Below are 21,460 nucleotides of genomic sequence, written 5' to 3'. Positions count from 1 at the left end.
CCCGTTTATTTTTAGGCATCCTGCCGGCCTTGCACCAGGAAATGCACGGCGAGGCATCCATCAACAACAGCGATCCTGTCTGTCTGTTACCGATCAGGGACCTTTGCGATGGCCATCCCCCAGAGGTTATCATTTAGTAACATAAGATTTACATGAAGAAATATGAAACAAAAAGAAATGTAAGTAGATTCAAATCGAAATTATAAGACACATATTATGGAAAGCAGAAGAGAATTCCTAAGAAAGACTTTGCTATTTTCAGGAGCTGCAGGCATAGCCAGCTTTATGCCCAGTTCGATCCAGAAAGCCTTTGCCATTGATCCGGATCCGGGCAGTAGCTTTCTGGATGCTGAGCATATCGTTATCCTGATGCAGGAAAACAGATCCTTTGACCATACCTTGGGCAGTCTTTCTGGGGTTCGTGGTTTCAATGACCCGCGTGCGGTCCGACTGCCCAATGGCCTTCCGGTCTGGTATCAGACAGATAAACGCGGGAAAACCTATGCCCCTTTCAGGTTGAACCTGAAGGAAAGTAAGGTTACCTGGATGGGCTCGCTCCCCCACAGCCGCGCCAGTCAGGTCGATGCCTATAACCAAGGTAAGTACGACCAGTGGTTGACTTCCAAGCAGTCGGGCAATAAGCAATATGCAGCCATGCCTTTAACCCTTGGGTACTTTACACGTGAAGACCTCCCGTTTCACTATGCTTTGGCCGATGCGTTTACCGTCTGTGACCAGAACTTCTGTTCGGGGATGACCAGTACCACCCCCAACCGCTCGTTCTTTTGGACGGGTAAGATCACGGAGATGAAAGAAGGCCTGCAGAAGGTCAACATTCGGAATGACGACTTTGCCTATGGAAAGATGACCTGGCAGACGTTTCCGGAACTGCTGGAAAAGAATGGGATCAACTGGCGCTTCTACCAGAATGAGACCAGCTGTGGTGGTGGGCTTTCCGGAGAGGAGCGTGCATGGCTATCCAATTTTGGCTGTAACCTGCTGGAATTTTTTCAGGCGTATCAGGTTAAATTTAAGGATACCTATATCCGCAATCTGGAGGTGCAGGTAAGGGATCTGCCGGCACAGATTGCGGCATTGGAAGAAAAATCTCCCGCTTCTGAGGAGCAGGCCGAAAAGATCCGTACCGATATCCGCAAGAAAAGTGAGGCCCTCGAAAAAGCCGAAGCCGATCTCAAAGAGTTCAGTGCAGCCCATTACGACAAGCTGAGTGACTTTAGCAAATCGTTGCACCAGCGTGCTTTTACCGTAAACCGGGGCGACAATAATTATCGGTCCCTTGAAAAGCTGCAATTCAAAGAGCGGGGAAAACAAAGAGCTTTAGAAGTGCCAAAGGGCGATGTGCTTTATCAGTTTAGGAAAGATGTGGATCAGGGGCAATTGCCGGCAGTATCCTGGTTGGCAGGACCAAAGAATTTTTCAGACCATCCCAGTGCGCCTTGGTATGGCGCTTGGTATGTATCCGAGGTCCTGGATATCCTGACCAAAAATCCCGAAGTCTGGAAGAAGACCATCTTTATCATTACCTACGATGAGAATGATGGGTATTACGACCATGTTAAACCTTTTGTGGTCCCTGACCTGAAGCAAAAGGACAGTGGTGCCTGTTCTCCGGGGATCGATAGCGAAGTGGAGATGGTGCGTTTGGCCAATGAGCTCAAACAGGGGATTCCCAAAAAGCAAGCCCGTGAAGGGGCTGTGGGCTTAGGGTTCCGGGTACCCATGTATATTGCTTCCCCATGGTCGCGGGGTGGAAAAGTATGCTCCCAAGTATTTGACCATACTTCCACACTCCAGTTTCTGGAATATTTTTTCAATAAGAAGCTGCAGAAAAATATCCATCTGGATCATATCAGCACTTGGCGCCGAACCATTTGTGGAGATCTGACCGCCGCCTTTACACCCTTCCGCCAACAGCAGGAACAATTGCCTTTCCTGGACCGGAATCAATATATTGAAACGATTTACAATGCGCAGTTCAAAGATGCTCCGGGCGGATTTATTGAGATTAAGGACCTTGCGCAGGCAAGACAGACGGTATGGACTGACAAGTTTAACCGGGTACAGGAAACAGGAGTCCGTAAATCCCTGTCTTTGCCTTATGCACATGATGCGATCGGCTATGTGAAAGACGGGAAGTTTAACCTGCAGATGCATGTTGATTCCAATATATTTGGTGAAAGGACCAGCGGGACGGCCTTCAATGTTTACAGTCCGTTGGGGTACCACAATGAGCAAGGGGAGCCCGAAACGTACCGAAACTGGAATTTTGCCGTGAAGAGTGGCGACCGCCTGGGCTACCAATGGGACCTGGCCAGATTTGAAGGCAGCAATTATGCCTTTGAGTTGCACGGCCCAAATGGTTTCTATCGAAAATTTGCAGGGCAGAAAGATGCTCCCGCCCTGTGGGCAGCGGTTGCGCCGGAAATCAGGCCACTGACCAAGGCGGCAACAGGAAAGTTGCAGCTGACATTGAAAAATAATGCCGAAAAGGCCGTGACAGTCATGGTCGAATCCCTTAATTATCAGTCCTATTCCGCCGTCAGGGAAATCAGGCCAGCACAGGAAACAGTATTGAGCCTGGATATTGCGGGGCAGGGAAACTGGTATGATATGGCGATACGGATTAAAGGAGAGACGGGTTTTGTCATTCAGCTGGCAGGGCGACTGGAGACAGGGGCTGAAACCACTACCGATCCGTTGTTGGCCTAACCAGGTATCGTCCAATGGAATCTGCTGCTGCAGTATGGGCCTGAAAAAACGATCCAGAATTTTCAGGTGCCGAAAAAGTGTTGCAGCGGTGCAACCTCAGCACATGGCCAACGCCTGCAGTTTCTGCTGTACTTCGTGGTCATGTGCTGTCAGGTCGATAAAATAGTCTACCTGCCACATTTTCGTCTTTGCGGCCTGCGGATTATCAGCAATGCACCAGGGAGGATAAACCCGAAACCCCCGTTTCCCATTTTTTCCCCCTGTCGTTAAGACCTGCTGGCTGATCAACAGCTGTTTCGGAAAGATGAAACAACCAAACTTAGTTCCCTGTGCTGCCGCAATGAGATAGAAATCAAACTTGTCAGCAGCAGCATAAGGCACAGTTTGATGCTGGGCATCACGTTTCCATAAGGTGACAAATTGCCCATTTTTTTTAGGAGTTATTTTGGCCTTTCTAAACTTGATATTCCATCCCCCCAGTTGGAAACTAAAACCAAAATACGGGGCGCACTCCTGGTCTTGCACCAGGTTGTGTATGGGCCGCCCTATTGCTTTTTCGATAGCTATAAGTTCTGGGATCATGGTGTCAACTGTTATGTAGCCCATTGTGCTGGCTGTTATTTTGGATGATAATTCTCTTCATGGCATGTTGGCTGCAGCAGCTATGTGGTATAAATCAGTTGCACGACACCTGATCTGAACACACGAGTCTGCATCAACTGCAGCTTTAACCGCTCCGTTAGATCTTCAAACAATGGCTTCCCGCTGCCTAGTGCCAGAGGATGAACGGAGATACGGTAGATGTCCACAAGATCTGCCTGAATAAAACTTCTGATCAAACCAGCACCACCATATAACCAGATATCCTTGCCGTCCTGTTTTTTTAATTTAGTGATTTCAGCAACCATATCGGTTTGGATGAAAACTGCACGCTCATCCTGCCTGGCCTGATGCGAGAAGACATATTTTTTCTTGGCGTGGACATGCTCCCACAATTTTTTTTCAGTGTCGCTGGCCTGGTCATCAGGCTGGAAGTTTCCCCAGGCGTCATAACTGACACGGCCATAAAAGATGCTGTCTATGGTGGACAGAAAGCCCTCGAAGTCCATGTCATCATCCATGATGCACCAGTCAATCTCCCCATTCGGTCCTTCAATAAAGCCATCCAGCGTCATGGCCAGGTCCAGTATAATTTTTCTCATATGCATGAATTCAAGAATGTGTTTTTTTGAATAGCCCCCTATTGCCGTGCATCATCGGTACGGCTGATTTCCCGTGACACTATTACTTTTCCGTGACACAATTAAACGTACCATCTTTTTTTTCAGGGGTCATAAATATAGCAATAATAAAAAATGCGGACAAGGCAGGTCGTTGAAAGAAATACGGATTACCCTGATCCGGAAGATGAAAAAATAGCTGCTGCTAATAGGAACGAAATGAAACCCGGGATGGGAAACGGTAAAAAGCAGATCAATCGGCCACTGTAAGAGAAAAAGCCCGGCAAAGAAGTGGCCGGGCTTGGAGATTATATAAGGGGAATAATACTTGCTAAAAAAGTGAAGACCTAGTCTTCATCGGTGATGATATCGTCACCGTCCAAGTCGAAACCTTCACCAAGGAAGGTGTTCTCCAGTTCAAATAATTCAAAATCTTTAATCATTTTTATTTCTTTTTTGATATTCAAATTTATCAGCTTTATTTAAGCTTAATATCAATATAAGATGAAGTTTTTGTTAACGATGGTCCGTGTTAACATACCTGATGAAAGAAATCGCCTGGCCTGTGCTGGGAGCAGCAGATTGTTGTCAGGGTGTGAATTCAAATGTAAATGTGACATAGCGGTAGTCTTCCCCTTTCCATTTGGGACCCGACAGCAGGATTTCCTTGGCTTTGGCATCCAGGTAATCATTGGCGCTCTGTAACACATTGATATTGGTGGGGAAGCCATCCTTGTCGATATAGAAGCTCAGTCGTACCGTGCCCTCCGACTGACTGTTGGTGGTTCTCTTTTTCACGTAGCTGTTGAATGATTTCCAGCCCCATACGGGTTCGGCACTTTTTGTTTTTCGTGAGGACATGGTGGTGACCACCACTTCATCCAGGACGCCGCTGTTCGGTTCCAGCTTGATATTGAGGTTTTTATTGCGCCGCATGTTCAGCGCTACGGTATTATAGCCTAAGGCCATAATATCCACCAGGGAATCCATGGTACTCGGCTGGATGGTTGCCTTTCCTTTATCGTCGGTATTTGTGGCCAGTTTGCTGTTCGGCTGTATGATCGTTACCCCCGAAATGGGTAATCCCGTTTCTTTATTGTGTACCGTGATCTGGACAGGACTGCCCGCTTGCTGAGCTGTATTCAGTCCCGCTACCTTACCCGCAAGAGCGTTGTTATAACTTTTTAAGGCGGGACGATTAGTTGCAGCGATACTCCTTTCGGCCTCTGCTGTATAAGCCATCACTGCGGCACTATCAGCGGAGCCTAAGCCAAATGCCGGTCGGTCGGGGTTGATTTCCATTTCGATTTCTTTCATTGATTTTACCCGGAGGGCGGGCTTATCGAGTACCGAGGATGTTTCGTCCGGCGCATAGCTGTGCGGTGCGGGAAGCTTTCTGCTCTCGGCTAAGCGAGGGTGCTGATCCTCAAGGAGGACAGAATCGATGCCAGGGGAGGCCACAGCGGAATCCTGCGGCAGTGTTCTGGAGTCCATTTTATCCGATGGGGCTGTGATATTGGCTGTCCGCTGCGTGCCCGAAGGGCTTGTCGGCCGCTGGAAATAGATAATGCCAGTTGCCAGCACAGCAAGTACTGCAGCGGCAATGGCAAGTTTCTTCCAGTCGAAGAGCCTTGCTGTCGTGGCTTGCTGCCCTGTGGTACGCTGTGTGATGCGGTGTTCAAGGTCGGGCAATACAGAGCTGCCCTGATCCAACTCCATACCCATAAGGATATCAGCCAACATCGGGTCACGCTGGGCCTCACGCTCGATAGCATACATCTCCGTAGGAGAAAGCTCGCCATTGACGTATTTCTTCAGGTATGCTATGTCATAATTACTGCCGCTCATTCCAGGCCTCCATGCAAATTTTTAAATTTCGTTTTCCATTCTGGATATAACTCTTCACCTCATTTAAGCTATACCCCGTAGACTCACTGATCTCTTTGTAACATTTTTCCTCCAGAAAAAAGAGCCTGACCGACTGCTGCTGTTTTTCCGGTAGCCGATCCAGGCAGCCCTCCATTGCTGTCAGTTGTTCTTCTTTTTGATCCGGTTGCTCATATGGATGCAGATCTCCCGGAAATTTCACAAATTCATCCAAAGAAATTTGTGATTTATTTTTTTGAGACCTTAAATACATGAGACAATGGTTCTTGCTCAAGACATATAGCCATCGCGGAAAGTCCTTGATTTCTTGTTTGTTGACTTTATGGATAAGCTCTTCAAAAATATTCATGACGGCATCTTTGCTCAGCTCCCGATCTTGGAGATAACGCAAACAGACGTAATAGACCATCTCGGCATGTCGTTGATAGAGATCGCCCAATACCTGGAGGTCTACAGACTCCTGATATTGTTGCAAGAGCTCCTGATCTTGCGACGGATCTATTTTTGACGACTTGAATACGAACATTTTATGCCTTAAAAATATTTTTTTTTTCTGGTTTATGGAAATTTAATATTTGCTGCATCCCTTGGCAAAAACTTGAACGATATGAGAACACTGCTTTTTTTAATGAGTTTGTTGCTATCCTTTGGAGGATATGCCAAACAAGGATATGAGGTGACCGGTAAAGTCACGGATAGCGGGTCCGGCGAGGTGCTTGTAGGGGTTGTGGTCCTGAATATGCAGACGAAGGAAAAAACATGGACGGATCAACAGGGGAATTACCGGATTCGGGTAAGTGCAAAAACAAACACCTTGCTGTTCAGTTACCTGGGCTATGTCGAGCAGCGGGTTGCTGTCAAAGGCAAGTCGAAGATCAATGTTGCCATGAAGCCGCAAGATCATATATTGGAGGAGATTGTGGTTTTGGCGGATCAGCCGAGTGCCAAAGAAGTCAGTTATCAGAATGCATCGCCGATGCTGATGGGGAAGGTACGGGGCGTGCGGATCGGGGCAGCAAGATATAGGCCTGAGCAAAATCAGGAATCGTATCAAAAAATAAAAGAAAATAAGTTTATTGATCCGACCAAGGAACCTTTGTCTACTTTTTCGGCAGATGTGGATGCAGCCTCCTATAGCAACGTACGCCGGTTTATCAATGCAGGGAACCTGCCGGATAAGGATGCTGTACGTGTGGAAGAGATGATCAATTATTTCCAGTATCAGGTGGCGGGGCCACAAAATCGTGAACCCGTCAATATTGTCACTGAATTGACCCAGGCACCGTGGAACAAGCAGCACCAGCTCATGCGGGTTACGCTCAAAGCAAAGGATATTCCCACAGAAAATCTGAAGGCATCCAATCTGGTCTTTTTGATTGATGTATCAGGGTCTATGTTGGGTCCGGGACGATTGCCGCTGGTAAAATCTTCGTTAAAAATGCTGGTTGACCAACTGCGTGATATTGACCGCGTGGCTATTGTCACTTATGCCGGATCAGCAGGGGTAAAATTGGAAAGCACACCTGGAAGCCAGAAGATGAAGATTAAAACAGCGATAGAGGAACTGGAAGCAGGGGGCAGCACCGCGGGGGCTGCGGGTATCAGGAAAGCCTATGAAATAGCCAACCAGTATCAGGTGAAAGGCGGCAACAACCGCATTATTCTGGCCAGTGATGGTGATTTCAATGTCGGTGATAGCAGCGATGAATCCATGGAGGAGTTGATCAGCAAAGAAAGCAAATCTGGGGTTTTCCTGACTGTGCTAGGGTATGGAATGGGCAACCTAAAGGATAGCAAAATGGAAATTCTGGCTGACAAAGGGCATGGAAACTATGCTTATATCGACAATATTTCTGAGGCCCGCAAAGCTATGATCACTGAATTCGGGGGAACATTGTTCACCGTTGCCAAAGATGTGAAGATCCAGGTGGAGTTCAACCCCAGCTATGTTCAGGGCTATCGTCTGGTGGGCTATGAAAATCGTCTGCTGGAAGCTGAAGATTTTAATAATGACCAGAAGATGGGTGGCGACATGGGGGTTGGACATACGGTGACAGCCCTTTACGAGATTATCCCGGTGGGACAGGCATCCGACCTCCTGGGGCGTGTAGACCCCTTGAAGTATCAAAAAAATCCAGCAAAACAGGTGACCGCAAAGAAAAATGGTGAGCTGGCGACAGTAAAGTTTAGGTACAAGGATCCGGATGGGGATAAAAGCAGGTTGCAGCAAAAAGTCGTCATGGCCAACGTTGCCGAACTGGACAAAGCAAGTGAAGATCTGCGTTTCGCCAGTGCCGTAGCTGAGCTTGGCCTGCTACTGCGCGATTCTGAGTTCAAGCAAAAAGCCAGTTTCGATCAATTGATCCGCCGTGCCAAAGCAGCTAAAGGGCCAGATCATGAAGGCTATCGGGCAGAGTTTATCCGTTTGGCAGAAAATGCTAGGGACCTTTCTGCATCAATGTAGTTTCTGGCATGCGGTAATTGCACTTTACAGCCATTGCTCATGAGGTAAAGGATGCAGATGAGCGGTTCCGTGCAGTATACAGCCCCGATCCAGCAGTTGATCAACTGCTGGATCGGGGCTGCATGTTGATCACTTATCCAAAATGCCCATGGATATAATTCCGGGTGGTTTCATGCTGTGGGCTGTTGAAGATCTGTTGCGTATCTCCTTGCTCGATGATCTCACCGAGGTACATGAATACGGTTTTGTCGGCAACACGTTGAGCCTGCTGCATGTTGTGCGTGACGATCACAATGGTATAGTTTTTTTTCAGGTGGTGGATCAGCTCTTCAATCTTGAGGGTACTCACCGGATCGAGTGCCGAACAAGGTTCATCCATTAGGATCACTTCAGGACGCAAGGCCACGGTCCGGGCGATGCAGAGCCGCTGCTGCTGTCCACCGGAAAGGCGGGTAGCTGGCTTTTTCAGGTCATCCTTGACTTCATCCCAGATGTAGGCTTCCTCCAGGGCCTTCTGCACGGTTGCCTTGTCTGCGGTTAGGTTGTTGATCTTGAGGCCATAGGTAATATTATCATAAATACTTTTTGGGAAAGGGTTGGCCTTTTGGAATACCATGCCGATCCGTTTGCGAAGGTCGGTGACCTCGATGTCTTTTTGATAGATCTCGCGCTCATCCAACCGGATATGTCCTTCGATCCTGGCCTCGGGATACAGGTCGTGCATACGGTTAAAACTCCGTAGGAGCGTACTTTTACCACAGCCAGATGGTCCGATCAAGGCAGTGACCTTATTTTCCTCAAATTCGATATTGATATCTTTCAACACCTGTTTGCTCCCAAACCATAGGTTGAGATGTTCTACGACCAATTTACTTTTCATTGTTTCTAAACTTATAGCGAATGTAGAAAGCGGTTAAATTCATGAGGAACACCACCATGATCAGTACTAAAGCAGTTCCATAAGCGATGGGGCGGACTTCCTCGATCGATTGATGCTGTGTGGACAACATGTATAGGTGGTAAGGCAGCGCCATAAATTCTTGGTTCAGGCTGCCAAAGGAGTTGGTGATATAAAATGCGGCACCTGTAAACAATATCGGTGCAGTTTCGCCAGCAGCACGGGAGAGTGTCAGTACAATACCGGTGAGGATGCCGGGCAGGGATGCAGGGAGCACCACATCTTTGATGGATTCAAATTTGGTCGCCCCTACAGCCAGTGCAGCCTCACGCATGCTTCGGGGAACCCGGAGCAGGGCTTCTTCAGTCGTGGTGATCATATAGGGCAATGACAGCAGGCCCAGGGTCAGCCCGGCAGATAAAATCGAAGTGCCAAAATGAAGCGCCTGGACAAACAAGGCAAGGCCAAACAGCCCATAGATAATGGATGGTACCCCCGACAGGTTACGGATAGAGGCCCGGATCGTACGCGTCAGCCAAGTATTCTCTGCATATTCGTTGAGATAGATGGCACAGCAGACACCAAAAGGAATGGAAAAGAAAGCAGTGATCAATGTCAGCAATATCGTCCCGATAATAGGGGTGAGAATACCGCCCTGTGTCATGCCTGCGGTGGGCAACAGGGATATAAAGTCCCAGGATAATACGGGGTAACCCTTTGTGATGATATCAAAGAGGATGACGCACAAAAAGAAGCAAACGAGCCCGGTGGACAGCAGCAGTGTCCCCCATTCGACGAGAGGTCCCAGTTTTTTGATTTTATGTAGCATGATATTTTCTAAAACGGTTGATAAAATATTCCCCGATCAGGTTGGCAACAAGCGTCATCAGAAACAAGACGATGGCAATGGCAAACAGGGCATAGTAATGCGTGGTTTGATAGGGTACTTCCCCCATTTCTATAGCGATGGTTGCGGTAATGGTCTTGACCGAGTCGAAAAAACCTTTGGGGAAGATGGCGGCATTGCCTGTTGCCATCAGTACGGTCATGGTTTCACCGATGGCCCGGCCCAATCCCAGCATAACGGATGCAATAATCCCTGGCGCTGCTGCCGGTATGGTGATTTTCCGTAGGGTCTGCCAGCGGGAAGCCCCCAAGCCATAGCTCGCCTCACGGTAGGTCTGGGGCACAGCGTGGATGGCATCCTCGGAAATGGTAATGATGGTCGGAAGTGCCATGACGGCCAGCAAAATTGCTCCATTCAATGCATTTAACCCATTTGGTAAATTGTTGAAATCAGCTATGCCTGGGCCCACGAGCACAATACCTAAAAAGCCGATGACGACCGAGGGAATTGCCGCAAGCATTTCTATGGCTGGTTTTAAGATATTTTTGAGCCTGGGGCCAGCATATTCTGAAATAAATGCTGCGGTACCAACGCCGAGCGGAATTGCAATGAGCATTGCCCCCAGCGATACAATTGATGTGCTCACGATCAATGGTAAGATACCGTATACGGGTTGCGCTGCGGTTGGATTCCATTGGCTCCCGGTGATAAAATCCAGGGGGGAGACTTCCAGGAAAAATGCAATCGCATTGTACAGGAGCATGAAGAAAATACCAGCAAGAAGGGCAAGTACCAGATAGCCGGTAGACCTGAACAGGATTTTGGCGATGGTATCGATGGCAATTCGTTTTTTGTACTGCATACTCGTTTATTGAATAAGGTAATAACCAGAGTTTTCGATGATTTTGGTGCCCTCACCCTCCGTTTCGAACTGTATAAAGGGCTGAACCTTTGTCCAGGATTTTTCAGGTATAAACTGGTAAAGTGGGCGCTGGAAGAAGTATAACCTGTTTTTTATGGCGGCTGGATCCAACGGTGATATGGCATCTGCCCCAGCGGTATCTTTAATTTTGAGCACTTTAATGCCTTTGTTGTCCTGAATCTTTTTGGAAATATACCCTGCTCCGACATAGCCTATTCCCGATTTATCAATTTTGATGGCTTCAAGTATTTGCGCATTCCCGGTCATTTCCTTCGCTTTTTGGCTATAGGCAACCTTGAGCTTCTTACGGATAAAAGAGTAGGTTCCCGAACTGCTTTGCCGGCCATAGATATTAATTGGGAGCTCCATACCGGAAAGAGGTTTCCAGCTCACCATGGCCCCGCTCATGATCTTTCCCAGTGTTGCCACATCGATTTCTTGAATGGGATTGTCACGATGGACCACAAAGGCTGTTGCGTCTTCTGCAAAGACAATTGTGCGTAGGGGGATATTTTTCTTCTGAAAAAGGTTGCGCTCTTCGTCGGTCAAGGGCCTGGATGAGTTGGCGATATCCGCTTGACCATTCAGCAGGGAGGTGATCCCTAAGCCTGACCCGCCACCGGAAATGGACATGCTGAAGGTTGGGTCTGTCAGCTGATAAGCTTCAGCCAGATTCACCACAAGATTGACCTCGGTATCCGAGCCCTTCATTTTGATGGTATGATCCGTATGGCCACAGGCGCATAGCAACATACTGAAACTTAACAGGACAGCAAACAGAATTCGATTGGAGACAACACTATTCATTTATACTAATTTAAACATAACAAGATCGGTTTTGTGTTAAAATGATGTTATGTTATTGTAAATTAATATTTTGTAAATATGCTGTGCAGTTGTTTGTATGCGTTGTGAGCTGAATAATTTCTCCTTTAGTTGTTCTTTTCCAGTACAACCCGCCCAAGATAGCTACTGTTCATACTGCGGTTGCTTCCATCTACTGCAGCAAAACCAAGATAAAGGTGGTAAGCCGTTGTTTTGTTGACCTGAGGCAATGCAATGGAGTCATTCATATCATCAATATAATTTCCCAAGAAGATGGCCTGGGAAATATCCATTGTATTTTCAGGAAGCAGTAAAAACAATGTTCTAAAATCTCCCAGCTCCCGGTCGTACAGCTCCGCCTGATTTTTTAATTTCCATTTTATCAGGATCTTGCCATCGACCATTTCCGCTGTGGCTGCTGTGATCACTTCCTCCAGCCCCCTGCTGATGGAAAATTTTTCATAATCAATACGCACGCTCTTATCATCTTGTATAACGGCCTGCCCCAGGTGGTAGGACATGGCTGCATTGAAAGCCGTCATCTTGGGGTCGTACTGATCAAATCCTAACCGGAGCATTTTCTTATAGGGAGCGAGGAAGGTTTGTGTGAAACCAAATTTACCCCGGTTTTTCACCTCTTTTTCTGTGATCTCCCGTCGTTTGTTCACTGTTGGAAGAGATCTGACATAATTAATACCCTTCCAGCTGCAAAATACCACAGCGCCAACCTTCCCAGAAGGAGCACCGTTAACGCCATTCTTGACCTGTGCCATAATAAGTCTACTATTGTTTGCCCTCACTAAACAAATAGCCCGGTAACATGTTTGCATCAAACAGTATACTGATTGTAAATTAATTATTACATAACAGGGAAATAATAGGGATATTATAGGTCCTCATCCGAATGAGGTCCCTACGAAGTCCCTATAAAGTCCGTATAAGATTCGTATTAATTTATATTCCATCACGTTGTTATATCCCATATGGATCCTAGCTTTTTTATGAGCCATCAGGAGGAGTTCCCAGGAAAATAGCGGGAATTAATCCGTTGGTTCTGTTGATATCTACACTAAAAAATGCTTAGTTTTGTAGATAAAAATCACAACGAATTGACACATCAAGAAAAGTCGAGCCGGATCAGGAAAGAGATTAATCAGTCTTATGAGCAGCTTAAAGCAAATTATCCTGTTTTAAACAGGCAGAATAGTATCGGTATGGCGATATTTCTGCTGGCCATCGCTGTGATTGTTGTTGCCTCCTGGGCCTGGTACAGGGCGATCATTCCCACCTGGCTCATGATCGTGATCAATGCGTTTGCCATGGGGGTGCTCCATGAAATCGAGCATGATCTTATCCATTGGCTCTATTTTAAGAAGCAAAAGGGGATACATCATCTGATGCTTTTCGGTGTTTGGATTTTACGCCCCCTGACCGTTAACCCCTGGATCAGACGTACATTGCATCATCACCATCACAAATTTTCGGGAACATTGCATGATGTGGAAGAGCGTAGTGTGACCAACGGTGAACGCTGGTCTGTCAAGCGTTTGCTGACGACGGCAGATGTGGTTGTGGGTGGACTGTTGCGCCTGCAGCGGATGTTCAGTGATATGGACCGTGAGGTCAGGAACGGAAACCTTAAACTGGAAACATCATCCAGGTTAAAGCGGATCATGTTTTTGAGCATTGTTCCGGTTACCATTGCCGCGCATGTGATTTTATACCTGTTTTTTTCCGATATCCTATTGGACTGGATCAATACGCGTTTTACCTCCGGAATGAGTTTTCCACATGATGTTGATAACTTGTTGATAAGTCTGGAGCTGCCTATTTATACCGTTCTTCTCCCAAATTTGTTACGTCAGTTCTGTTTGCATTTTATTACCTCCAATATGCATTACTTTGGTGATGTTGAAGCGGGCAATGTCATTGAGCAGACCCAGGTTCTCAATGTATGGTGGACGTATCCGATGCAGCTTTTTTGTTTCTTTTTCGGCTGGACTCATAGCATTCATCATTTTGTGGTCAATGAAACATTTTATGTGCGGCATATCGGTCGCAAGAAGGCGCAGGAAGTGCTGAAGAAATATGGCGTTCGTTTTAATGATCTAGGGACGTTCAAGCGGGCTAACCGTTTTCATGGGATCACCAAATAAACTCATTTTTTCTTGCGGTATTTTTTATAATTACCATACTGTTCAAAGGTGAGTGCGCCAGCTTCGCAATAAGCCGAGAGATGTACGGAGAATTTATTGCTTTGATCTTTGTCAATGCCCAGTTCGGCAAGAACTTCAGCTACCCGTCGGGCTGTTTCGAAAAAATCAGAATGGTACACCAGGCTATCGAGTTTTTTGCTGATGGCGATTCTTTCCTGCGTTTCGGAAGAAAGTGAGTAGGGGGGAGTCAGGGGGATTTCGTTTTGGAAGAAGGTGTTCGGCTGAATTTCAAGGCTGCGGCAGATGGTCAGAAAATTGGATAAAGTCATGCCCCGACCTTTCTCAATGCCATTGAGAGTTCCCATGGAAATACCGGTCAAATCCGATACATCCCTTAAGGAATAATACAGCTCATTGCGTCGTGCGCGAAAACGTAGACCTATATGCTCGAGCAACTGTTTGTTAAAATCCGCCATTCAACGAATTGAATGATAATTTGCGCAAAAAATAATTTAAAAAATTATATAAAAATTTGTTTTATAAAATTTATATCTTTAAACTTGTATACGTTAAGTCTTAAAGATGGACTTTGGTAGTTTGCCGATTCTGCTAAAGTTTTTTGAAAAGATCTTTATGAAACTATTTTGATGAGTATATAATTATGAACAACATCTTTATGGAAAATTTGTTCAGGTCGCTGAAGCGGTCTGTAAATTTAATATCGGAAATTTAATATCCACCCCTATATCCCTGTCCCGTTATTTTATCTGGGACACTTACATGAAAAACAGTCTATGATATAAGTCAACTTGCCCAGTCCCGGCTTCAGAATCCGTCAAAATTCCTGTCGGGGCTGTGGTGAGTTGCATTACACCAACCAATAGATCGTCGATCATAATTAACTTTCACCCATGAAATAATAGATCAGATAAAATACGATCAGTACACAGATTGCGATGATGATCGTGCGTTTGATATTGCGACCAGCAGGAGCATCATCTTTTTCTTCAACAGCAACCTCAGGCAATTTTTCATGTTGTGTTTGATCGCTATGTTCTGGGGTTTTGAATTGATTTTCCATTTTTTTAACGTGTTTGTCCTTATCCATAGAACAAGTCTGGCGGACAAATCGTTTAATATTCATAATTTTTTCGGGGGCGGGACATGAAAAACCTGAGGATGTGAATAAATAAATCCCAAAAGCATTGTGAATTTTACAGTATTTGCATACATTGCAGCTGCACTTAACACGATAAACCTAAACAACCCGTAAACAATACGTTTACATTGCTTTCGTGTTGAATAGGTCTTTAATAAATAAACAACAGATGAAAAGAAGAACGCTTATCGGAACATTGCTGGCTGGATGTATGCTATTGGCTATAAATCCAACGTTTGCACAACAAAAAGCCGCAAAAAAAGAAATCGGCCTACAGCTGTATTCCGTTCGTGAAGAAATCGGCAAAAATGTAAACTTTGACCAGATCCTGCAAAAAATTGCTGCCCTTGGATATACCGGAGTGGAAGCCGCGGGGTATAAAGATGGCAAGTTTTATACTTTTAGCCCACAGGAATTTAAGGCTAAAGTTGAGAAAGCAGGTATGAAGGTGTTATCCTCACATGCAACCAAAGCATTATCCGCAGAGGAACTTGCGTCAGGTGATTTTTCAGCTTCATTAAAATGGTGGGATGAATGTATTGCCGCACATAAAGCCGCAGGAATGGCATATATTGTGACCCCTTGGATGGATGTGCCCAAAACATTGAAGGATCTGGAAACACAATGCCGTTATCTGGATGCAGTAGGCGCAAAATGCCGTCAACAGGGCATCTTATATGGGTACCATAACCATTCGCACGAATTTAAAAAGGTGGAAGATAAAGTGATGTATGACTATATGCTGGAACACACCAGCCCAGAAAATGTATTCTTTGAAATGGATGTATATTGGGCAGTTGTGGGCGATGTGAGCCCGGTGGATTATTTCAATAAATATGCCGGAAGGTTTAAAGCTTTACACATCAAAGATCACCGTGAGATTGGCCAGAGCGGCATGGTCGGATTTGATGCTATTTTTAACAATGCCCAGACTGCTGGTTTAAAAAACCTGTTTGTTGAGCTGGAAGATACACGCAATGATATCTATACTGGTCTTGAACAGAGTATTGATTATCTGAAAAAAGCATCTTTTGTGAAAGATAGCTATGCAAAATAGTTGAAAAATCGGGAGAAAGTTGACCGTGCGGGGACAATTTTCCGTTTGATAAATTTATTATTTTTCGTTAACTTGAGATAGTAAATAGGGATTGTTTAATCGTATTTAAATTAGACCATATGAAACGGATTATTGTTGCCACAGACTATGCTGAAGAAGCTGAACATGCCCTGAAGTTTATCATGGAGGTTTTTGAGGGAAAGGATTATGAGCTTGTCTTATTTTCACTGCAGAACCCCTCCATTCATGCCATGAACGCCCGTCTTTCTCCCGATTCTATGTTCAAAATTTTTGAGCGTCAAAATGAAATTTTGCGCCTCAAAGCGGAGGACATCACAGCCCAATACGGGGTGAAGACCATTCCTTACCTGGCCACGGGTCTATTTTATGATCAAATGACCAAATGTATTCATGAAACCGATGCCAAACTGCTGGTCATGGGGATGGCCAAACGTTCCTTTGATCAGGATATGTTGGGAAATACTACTACCGCGGCCATCAGTAAGTTAAAGATTCCGATCCTTTCGGTCCCTTTGGGTGCCCGGTTTACCGGATTGAAGCACATCCTTTTTGCCTGTGATATGGTCCGGGGTGTACAGAAGGAAATTCTGGAAAAGGTAAAAGATTTTGCCTCCGATTTCAATGCGGTATTGGAAGTTTTCAATATCCGAAAAACTGTGGAACAGCTGAATGAGGTGAAGGGCCAGGAAACAAGGGAAACGATCAATGAGGTGATGGGAATAGTCAGCTATTACTATAAAAACGTGACTTCCAATGAGGTTGTAAAGGCTATCCGGGATGAGGTGAAGGTAAGTGATACCGACCTGCTGGTGATGATCCCTTATAAATATGGCTTCTGGAGCTCACTGACACACCGGAGTAAAACCCGTATGATGGCTTCAGGTCTGGATGTACCCCTGCTGACAATTTCGATCTAGTTGTTTAAATATAGATGATGGCCCAGTGAATGAATCTGTTCACTGGGCTTTTGTTTGTTCTGCTTTTTTATCCGAATGAATCCTTTTCCGCGTTAATGCGTTTTCCGAGTATTTTGAGACTGCGTTCTTCCGCATCGAGAGTCGCAATGTTCGGGAGGTTGGCCCATTCCTGAAACCCCATTTTTTCAAATAATGTAATGCTGGGGATATTGTGCGCAAAAATAAACCCCAATAGGGTATGGACACCCAAGGAAGGGGCGGCTTCGATACAATGCTGTAGGATCTGCCGGCCAAGGCCCTTACCCCGCTGCTGCTCATCCAGGTAAATGCTGATTTCTACCGTGGCATCATAGGCGGGCCTTCCGTAGAACGATTGAAAGCTGACCCAGCCAAGGACAGTATGGTTGTCGTCTTCGACCATCCACAAGGGGCGCTTGGTCGGATTATGTTCAGCAAACCATTGCAGTCTGCTCGCCACAGTAACAGGACTGGTGTCGGCAGTGACCATGCGGGAGGCTATTGTGCTGTTATAAATATCAACAATGCGGGCAAGGTCCTCTTGTCTGGCATCTCTGAATTTTAGCTGATTCATGCTGTGTGCTGTTTGGAAACTTTAGCCAAAAGTATCAGTTTTGAGAGATATTCAATGCTTTTCGCCAAGTTTTTTTCTTGCCGGATTCTTTTGATTAGGCTACGTTTTTCCCACCGTAACCTAATTCCCCCCGTTTTTTACCCAGCGTAGCATCACAGGGACCTAATAATCATACTTTTCAACTGATTTGATCTGATTATTACCTTCGGTAAATACCAGTGTCGGCTGATAAGTTGCTGCCTCTTCCGGAGTTAAGTTAACAAAAGAAAGGATATGTACGGTATCACCTACTTTTGCATGCAATGCAGCCCCGCCGTTCATACATACCTCACCACTTCCGCGCTTGCCAGGCAGCACATAAGTCATGATGCGGCTTCCACTTATTGCATTGTTAATATAAACCTGCTCATATTTCACTATCCCGGCAGCGTCCAATAGATCAGCATCAATGGTAATTGATCCATTATAGGCTACATTTGCTTCTGTTACTTTAACCGTATGAATCTTGGCTTTTAAAATTTTTAGTTCCATTTGTTCTTATTTTTTTAGATAGATTGTTTTAAATTCAAATTGTTTATTGCTAATGTTCTAAATTCTATTTCTTGGTCTTCTTGTTGAATGACATGGCGTTTATGATGCACCTGATAACTAAACCTGGCATCCGCAAAATTATTGAACCTGTTGTCAGCATCAGCTCGTACAGTATAGTCAACCTCACCTTTATGATTAAAGCGCGTAATTTCAACTTCGGTTATCCTATTGGATAAAGAAAACCAACAGCCTTCACCCAGGCCGCCCAGCCATTGGGCATCACTCGGCAAATGCGGGGGGCGCTCGGGCTCTTCCACAAATCCCAGAATCAGATCATCGGGAAGCTCTTTTGATTTTGACTTGATAAAATTCGGTTTCAATAATCCAACCTGGAATTTCAGTGAATCCCATCGTCCCATATCCCATGTTTCCAAGGCGGAATTCATATAACAATACACAGCTCCCTGCCCCGCATTGACCACATTGCTCGTGGGACTTGCCTTCAGGCATTCTGGATAAAGGATCTTGTTCATTCTGGGATCATTCTTTTCTAGGGAATTGGCCAAAATTTGGGCTACATACCTTGAGCAGCTGTTGTTATTGGGAGCGAGCGCTCCATATAAAACAGGGCCCTTATCCACCAACCTTTCTGCAAACTCCACGCCATGCTGAAAAGATACGCCACTGCAGATGGTACATAGCATTCTTCCGCCCCCGTGAGTTGCAGACTCCTTGGCTTTCAGTTCTTGTAGGATCTCTTCAAAGTTCAATAATTCGCCCGCATCAGAAAATTCAGCCATAGTTGTCAGCGCCAAGCGTGGGTCAAACTGACTAGAACGGGCCCTCCCAAATCCACGGGGTGTAATATAACGACCAAAATCAAAGTACCTGAGATTTCCAGTCTTTCGTTCTATGAGGACAATGGCAGCATGGCCAACCTTGAAATTTAGGTTTTTTACAATACCTAATTTCTTTAAAACGGCCATCCATAATTCATCTCCCCTTGCCGTAAGATCGGGCCAAGCAATGGGGATTGCTAAATCATTATATTGATGCATTGTAGTCCTTACTTATCTCTTTGATCGGTTCCAAATCTTGGTAAAGTTTATGCATATATCGATCGCCATGATCTGGAAAAAACAAAACCACATGATCTGATTCGGTTAATCCCATGTGTTCAATATGTTTATCCAATGCAGCTAAAACCGCAGCACTTGAGAATCCAAGCAGCTGCCCACTTATTTCACGATATCTTTTGGACATAACAACAGTTGCATCTTTGTCAATCTGATAAATTTCGTCCACGGCAGTTTTGTCAAAAGCCCCCGGGATGAATGTCCTTCCAATGCCTTCAATCGAATCAAATTTGACCGCCTGATCTGGCATTGGCGTATCCTGCATATATAAGCTATATACAGAATCTTTTGGTTCAACTCCAAAAATCTTCACCTGTGGGTTTTGCTCTTTTAAATACCGGCCAATCCCCGAGATTGAACCACCAGTACCAACACCTGCCAAAACATGGGTTACCTGGCCTTTGGTTTGCTTCCAGATTTCAGGACCAGTAGTTTTGTAATGTGCTTTGATATTGTTGGAATTGTAATATTGGTTGGTGAAATAGGTGTTCAGGTTGTTCGCACTGAAGTTTTGGGCTAAATACTGGGTGGAATTGAAAACATGCAAGCCATTGGAATTGTCACAGCGTTGAATGCTGGCACCATAGGATTTCAACAACTCGATTTTCTCATCCGAGCAACTTGCTGAAACAAAAATCTTTGTTTTATACCCCAGTTTTTTAGCTATCAACGCCATACTTATGCCCATATTTCCACTACTGGCCTCAACAAAAGTACCTCCCGGTGCAATCTTTTTGTTCTGTATCGCATCCTCCATCATAAACCAAGCAGCCCTATCCTTGGATGATTTACCCGGGTTATGAAACTCTTCTTTGACTAAAATAGTTGTATTATACCGCATGGATAAATATTCATCCCTACGTAATGGCGTATTTCCAATAGAATCCTTTATCAAATCTTACCTTATGTTTTTATATGTAGTTTATAATTTAACGTTAAAATAGGTGTTATATTCTATTGTGTTCCTGTTTAGGAGTAATAAACAATGAAAATGTTACCGATTGCCCTGTATCTCCGATGGCAAACTGGCAATTGCCATCACCTATGTCTTCGGTTTTTTTATGGCTGGCGTTCCCTTTTTTGATAGTTATAAAAATTAATTTTTCAGTTTGCTTTCATAGAGTGAAATCCACTGTTGCACACTCATTTTTTTTTATCAGTTCGCCAATGAGTGCAAACGGGATATCTTCCGATTTTTTAAACCTTATACAGCTTTTACCCATATCCAGCTTCTGTCGGCAGTGTTTTGGATATTCTGATACAAACCATTCCAGTAATGCAGGATCGGAATAAATGCCCATGTGGTAGAGATTGATCGAATTTTTCTGCGAAGCGATAGCTGCAAAGGGAAGTGGCTCGGCGGGTTTACAGTGGTAGCCAGCGGGATAAAGACTGTGCGGGACCACATAGCCCAGGCCACCATAACTGATTGTGGCAATAAATCCCTGTGGCAGGTTCTGCACGATGGTGCTGTGCAGTTTACCAAAGGCTTCTGACCGGTCTTGGGGAACATTTGCCAGGATTTCTTCAACGGTATTTCCGATGGCTTTCATCATATGTTATATCAAATCTATTACTTTTTTCTTGTGCGCAAAAATAGCATAACAACTGCTGTGGTAACTACCCCAGAAACAAAGGCAAAAATGGTCGAACTGATGGCGTAGTTTCTATAATTAAAATGCGCCTGCGCCTCGGCAGTTGTTTGATAGTATCCCAGTTCCACCGAACGTTTGATTACATTCGGAAAATACTCGGGTGTGATGACATTGGAAATAATCCACTGCGTAAGCGGACTTAAAACAGCAATGAGGAGGGAAAGAACGATACCCGAAATAAGACCTTGCTTATAGGTCATGCTCCCATTGTAGAAATTTTTCTTTTTGTCTTTCAGTGCCAAAACCATAAACCAGATTGCCGGGATGGCAAAAAGATTGGTAAGGTAAAGGTGGTAATCAATATATCTTCCGTGCAACCCACTTAGCTTTTCCAAAAGCATCCACACAAGGGTCATGATTGCAAAGAATACAGCCCATTTGATTTCAATGTTTATGTTGTTCATCTATCAGGATTTTTTAAGGGATATTAAAACTTCTAATTA

Annotated in this window: 23 protein-coding genes; 6 read left to right on the top strand and 17 right to left on the bottom strand. The window is 45.1% G+C overall.

The features are described from left to right. Positions 1–216: 216 nt before the first annotated feature. Positions 217–2,730 carry a phosphocholine-specific phospholipase C gene (locus HX021_RS10055; protein ID WP_286590101.1) on the top strand — a complete coding sequence of 838 codons (2,514 nt, stop codon included), beginning with the start codon at positions 217–219 and terminating at the stop codon, positions 2,728–2,730. A gap of 96 nt (positions 2,731–2,826) precedes the next feature. Here the strand turns inward: HX021_RS10055 and HX021_RS10050 are convergent, their stop codons facing one another. Continuing rightward, positions 2,827–3,336, bottom strand: a complete 510-nt coding sequence (locus tag HX021_RS10050) for a MepB family protein (RefSeq protein WP_286590100.1) — start codon at positions 3,334–3,336, stop codon at positions 2,827–2,829. 56 nt (positions 3,337–3,392) lie between these two features. Next, a complete protein-coding gene (locus HX021_RS10045; protein ID WP_286590098.1) occupies positions 3,393–3,932 on the bottom strand; it encodes a dihydrofolate reductase family protein in 540 nt (179 codons plus the stop codon). Between the two features lie 153 nt (positions 3,933–4,085). On the opposite strand from HX021_RS10045, the gene HX021_RS10040 reads away from it, so the two are divergent. Further along, complete coding sequence (locus HX021_RS10040) at positions 4,086–4,220, top strand: hypothetical protein (RefSeq protein ID WP_286590097.1); 135 nt, start codon at positions 4,086–4,088, stop codon at positions 4,218–4,220. A gap of 318 nt (positions 4,221–4,538) precedes the next feature. Here the strand turns inward: HX021_RS10040 and HX021_RS10035 are convergent, their stop codons facing one another. Both HX021_RS10035 and HX021_RS10030 read right to left on the bottom strand, forming a co-directional pair. Next, positions 4,539–5,798 (bottom strand): energy transducer TonB family protein, encoded by a 1,260-nt coding sequence (locus HX021_RS10035; protein WP_286590095.1) that lies wholly within the window; start codon positions 5,796–5,798, stop codon positions 4,539–4,541. After that, complete coding sequence (locus tag HX021_RS10030; protein WP_286590094.1) at positions 5,785–6,363, bottom strand: RNA polymerase sigma factor; 579 nt, start codon at positions 6,361–6,363, stop codon at positions 5,785–5,787. Before HX021_RS10030 ends, HX021_RS10035 begins: the two co-directional genes overlap by 14 nt. A gap of 81 nt (positions 6,364–6,444) precedes the next feature. Between HX021_RS10030 and HX021_RS10025 the strand changes: the two genes are divergently transcribed. Next, on the top strand, positions 6,445–8,301 hold the full coding sequence (locus HX021_RS10025; protein WP_286590093.1) for a YfbK domain-containing protein: 1,857 nt from the start codon (positions 6,445–6,447) through the stop codon (positions 8,299–8,301). Between the two features lie 133 nt (positions 8,302–8,434). Here HX021_RS10025 and pstB read toward each other — a convergent pair whose 3' ends face one another. The 5 genes from pstB to HX021_RS10000 all read right to left on the bottom strand — a co-directional run bounded on the left by pstB (position 8,435) and on the right by HX021_RS10000 (position 12,566). Next, entirely contained in the window at positions 8,435–9,181 is a 747-nt protein-coding gene (pstB, locus tag HX021_RS10020; protein ID WP_286590091.1) for a phosphate ABC transporter ATP-binding protein PstB, read from the bottom strand. Continuing rightward, positions 9,171–10,028, bottom strand: a complete 858-nt coding sequence (gene pstA, locus HX021_RS10015; protein ID WP_286590090.1) for a phosphate ABC transporter permease PstA — start codon at positions 10,026–10,028, stop codon at positions 9,171–9,173. Before pstA ends, pstB begins: the two co-directional genes overlap by 11 nt. After that, the gene (pstC, locus tag HX021_RS10010) at positions 10,018–10,908 is read right to left on the bottom strand and encodes a phosphate ABC transporter permease subunit PstC (protein WP_286590089.1); all 891 of its coding nucleotides are present in this window, start codon (positions 10,906–10,908) and stop codon (positions 10,018–10,020) included. The genes pstA and pstC overlap by 11 nt, the downstream gene beginning before the upstream one ends. Before the next feature lie 6 nt (positions 10,909–10,914). Next, a complete protein-coding gene (locus tag HX021_RS10005; protein ID WP_286590088.1) occupies positions 10,915–11,775 on the bottom strand; it encodes a PstS family phosphate ABC transporter substrate-binding protein in 861 nt (286 codons plus the stop codon). A 125-nt stretch (positions 11,776–11,900) separates the two neighbouring features. Beyond that, complete coding sequence (locus HX021_RS10000) at positions 11,901–12,566, bottom strand: DUF6266 family protein (RefSeq protein WP_286590087.1); 666 nt, start codon at positions 12,564–12,566, stop codon at positions 11,901–11,903. 303 nt (positions 12,567–12,869) lie between these two features. Between HX021_RS10000 and HX021_RS09995 the strand changes: the two genes are divergently transcribed. Continuing rightward, positions 12,870–13,949 (top strand): fatty acid desaturase, encoded by a 1,080-nt coding sequence (locus HX021_RS09995; protein WP_286590085.1) that lies wholly within the window; start codon positions 12,870–12,872, stop codon positions 13,947–13,949. Positions 13,950–13,951: 2 nt separating this feature from the next. Here HX021_RS09995 and HX021_RS09990 read toward each other — a convergent pair whose 3' ends face one another. Beyond that, the gene (locus HX021_RS09990; RefSeq protein ID WP_286590084.1) at positions 13,952–14,425 is read right to left on the bottom strand and encodes a helix-turn-helix domain-containing protein; all 474 of its coding nucleotides are present in this window, start codon (positions 14,423–14,425) and stop codon (positions 13,952–13,954) included. Positions 14,426–14,847: 422 nt separating this feature from the next. Then, entirely contained in the window at positions 14,848–15,030 is a 183-nt protein-coding gene (locus HX021_RS09985) for a hypothetical protein (protein ID WP_286590083.1), read from the bottom strand. 247 nt (positions 15,031–15,277) lie between these two features. On the opposite strand from HX021_RS09985, the gene HX021_RS09980 reads away from it, so the two are divergent. After that, complete coding sequence (locus HX021_RS09980) at positions 15,278–16,165, top strand: sugar phosphate isomerase/epimerase family protein (RefSeq protein WP_286590082.1); 888 nt, start codon at positions 15,278–15,280, stop codon at positions 16,163–16,165. A 119-nt stretch (positions 16,166–16,284) separates the two neighbouring features. Continuing rightward, complete coding sequence (locus HX021_RS09975) at positions 16,285–17,103, top strand: universal stress protein (protein ID WP_286590081.1); 819 nt, start codon at positions 16,285–16,287, stop codon at positions 17,101–17,103. A 67-nt stretch (positions 17,104–17,170) separates the two neighbouring features. Here the strand turns inward: HX021_RS09975 and HX021_RS09970 are convergent, their stop codons facing one another. The 6 genes from HX021_RS09970 to HX021_RS09945 all read right to left on the bottom strand — a co-directional run bounded on the left by HX021_RS09970 (position 17,171) and on the right by HX021_RS09945 (position 21,421). Next, entirely contained in the window at positions 17,171–17,695 is a 525-nt protein-coding gene (locus HX021_RS09970) for a GNAT family N-acetyltransferase (RefSeq protein ID WP_286590079.1), read from the bottom strand. A gap of 162 nt (positions 17,696–17,857) precedes the next feature. Then, a complete protein-coding gene (gene panD, locus HX021_RS09965) occupies positions 17,858–18,226 on the bottom strand; it encodes an aspartate 1-decarboxylase (RefSeq protein ID WP_286590078.1) in 369 nt (122 codons plus the stop codon). 14 nt (positions 18,227–18,240) lie between these two features. Next, on the bottom strand, positions 18,241–19,284 hold the full coding sequence (locus HX021_RS09960) for a DUF6695 family protein (protein ID WP_286590077.1): 1,044 nt from the start codon (positions 19,282–19,284) through the stop codon (positions 18,241–18,243). Further along, the gene (locus HX021_RS09955) at positions 19,271–20,257 is read right to left on the bottom strand and encodes a PLP-dependent cysteine synthase family protein (protein WP_286590076.1); all 987 of its coding nucleotides are present in this window, start codon (positions 20,255–20,257) and stop codon (positions 19,271–19,273) included. The genes HX021_RS09960 and HX021_RS09955 overlap by 14 nt, the downstream gene beginning before the upstream one ends. 220 nt (positions 20,258–20,477) lie before the next feature. Next, positions 20,478–20,918, bottom strand: coding sequence for a DUF1801 domain-containing protein (locus HX021_RS09950; RefSeq protein WP_286590075.1), 441 nt, complete (start codon positions 20,916–20,918; stop codon positions 20,478–20,480). Between the two features lie 17 nt (positions 20,919–20,935). After that, complete coding sequence (locus HX021_RS09945; RefSeq protein ID WP_286590074.1) at positions 20,936–21,421, bottom strand: DUF4199 domain-containing protein; 486 nt, start codon at positions 21,419–21,421, stop codon at positions 20,936–20,938. Positions 21,422–21,460: the final 39 nt, after the last annotated feature.

This window comes from Sphingobacterium sp. N143 (assembly GCF_030325625.1).
Lineage (GTDB): Bacteria > Bacteroidota > Bacteroidia > Sphingobacteriales > Sphingobacteriaceae > Sphingobacterium.
This window is presented reverse-complemented; position numbering and strand designations above follow the sequence as displayed.

Bases quoted from the DNA above. Each gene is read 5' to 3' on its own strand.
- HX021_RS10000 (WP_286590087.1), bottom strand. From the start codon at position 12,566: ATGGCACAGGTCAAGAATGGCGTTAACGGTGCTCCTTCTGGGAAGGTT.
- HX021_RS10050 (WP_286590100.1), bottom strand. From the start codon at position 3,336: ATGGGCTACATAACAGTTGACACCATGATCCCAGAACTTATAGCTATC.
- HX021_RS09960 (WP_286590077.1), bottom strand. From the start codon at position 19,284: ATGCATCAATATAATGATTTAGCAATCCCCATTGCTTGGCCCGATCTT.
- HX021_RS09985 (WP_286590083.1), bottom strand. From the start codon at position 15,030: ATGGAAAATCAATTCAAAACCCCAGAACATAGCGATCAAACACAACAT.
- panD (WP_286590078.1), bottom strand. From the start codon at position 18,226: ATGGAACTAAAAATTTTAAAAGCCAAGATTCATACGGTTAAAGTAACA.
- HX021_RS09945 (WP_286590074.1), bottom strand. From the start codon at position 21,421: ATGAACAACATAAACATTGAAATCAAATGGGCTGTATTCTTTGCAATC.
- HX021_RS10005 (WP_286590088.1), bottom strand. From the start codon at position 11,775: ATGAATAGTGTTGTCTCCAATCGAATTCTGTTTGCTGTCCTGTTAAGT.
- pstC (WP_286590089.1), bottom strand. From the start codon at position 10,908: ATGCAGTACAAAAAACGAATTGCCATCGATACCATCGCCAAAATCCTG.
- pstB (WP_286590091.1), bottom strand. From the start codon at position 9,181: ATGAAAAGTAAATTGGTCGTAGAACATCTCAACCTATGGTTTGGGAGC.
- HX021_RS09995 (WP_286590085.1), top strand. From the start codon at position 12,870: ATGCTTAGTTTTGTAGATAAAAATCACAACGAATTGACACATCAAGAA.
- HX021_RS10035 (WP_286590095.1), bottom strand. From the start codon at position 5,798: ATGAGCGGCAGTAATTATGACATAGCATACCTGAAGAAATACGTCAAT.
- HX021_RS10040 (WP_286590097.1), top strand. From the start codon at position 4,086: ATGCGGACAAGGCAGGTCGTTGAAAGAAATACGGATTACCCTGATCCG.
- HX021_RS09990 (WP_286590084.1), bottom strand. From the start codon at position 14,425: ATGGCGGATTTTAACAAACAGTTGCTCGAGCATATAGGTCTACGTTTT.
- HX021_RS10030 (WP_286590094.1), bottom strand. From the start codon at position 6,363: ATGTTCGTATTCAAGTCGTCAAAAATAGATCCGTCGCAAGATCAGGAG.
- HX021_RS10055 (WP_286590101.1), top strand. From the start codon at position 217: ATGGAAAGCAGAAGAGAATTCCTAAGAAAGACTTTGCTATTTTCAGGA.
- HX021_RS09980 (WP_286590082.1), top strand. From the start codon at position 15,278: ATGAAAAGAAGAACGCTTATCGGAACATTGCTGGCTGGATGTATGCTA.
- HX021_RS10025 (WP_286590093.1), top strand. From the start codon at position 6,445: ATGAGAACACTGCTTTTTTTAATGAGTTTGTTGCTATCCTTTGGAGGA.
- HX021_RS10045 (WP_286590098.1), bottom strand. From the start codon at position 3,932: ATGAGAAAAATTATACTGGACCTGGCCATGACGCTGGATGGCTTTATT.
- pstA (WP_286590090.1), bottom strand. From the start codon at position 10,028: ATGCTACATAAAATCAAAAAACTGGGACCTCTCGTCGAATGGGGGACA.
- HX021_RS09970 (WP_286590079.1), bottom strand. From the start codon at position 17,695: ATGAATCAGCTAAAATTCAGAGATGCCAGACAAGAGGACCTTGCCCGC.
- HX021_RS09975 (WP_286590081.1), top strand. From the start codon at position 16,285: ATGAAACGGATTATTGTTGCCACAGACTATGCTGAAGAAGCTGAACAT.
- HX021_RS09950 (WP_286590075.1), bottom strand. From the start codon at position 20,918: ATGATGAAAGCCATCGGAAATACCGTTGAAGAAATCCTGGCAAATGTT.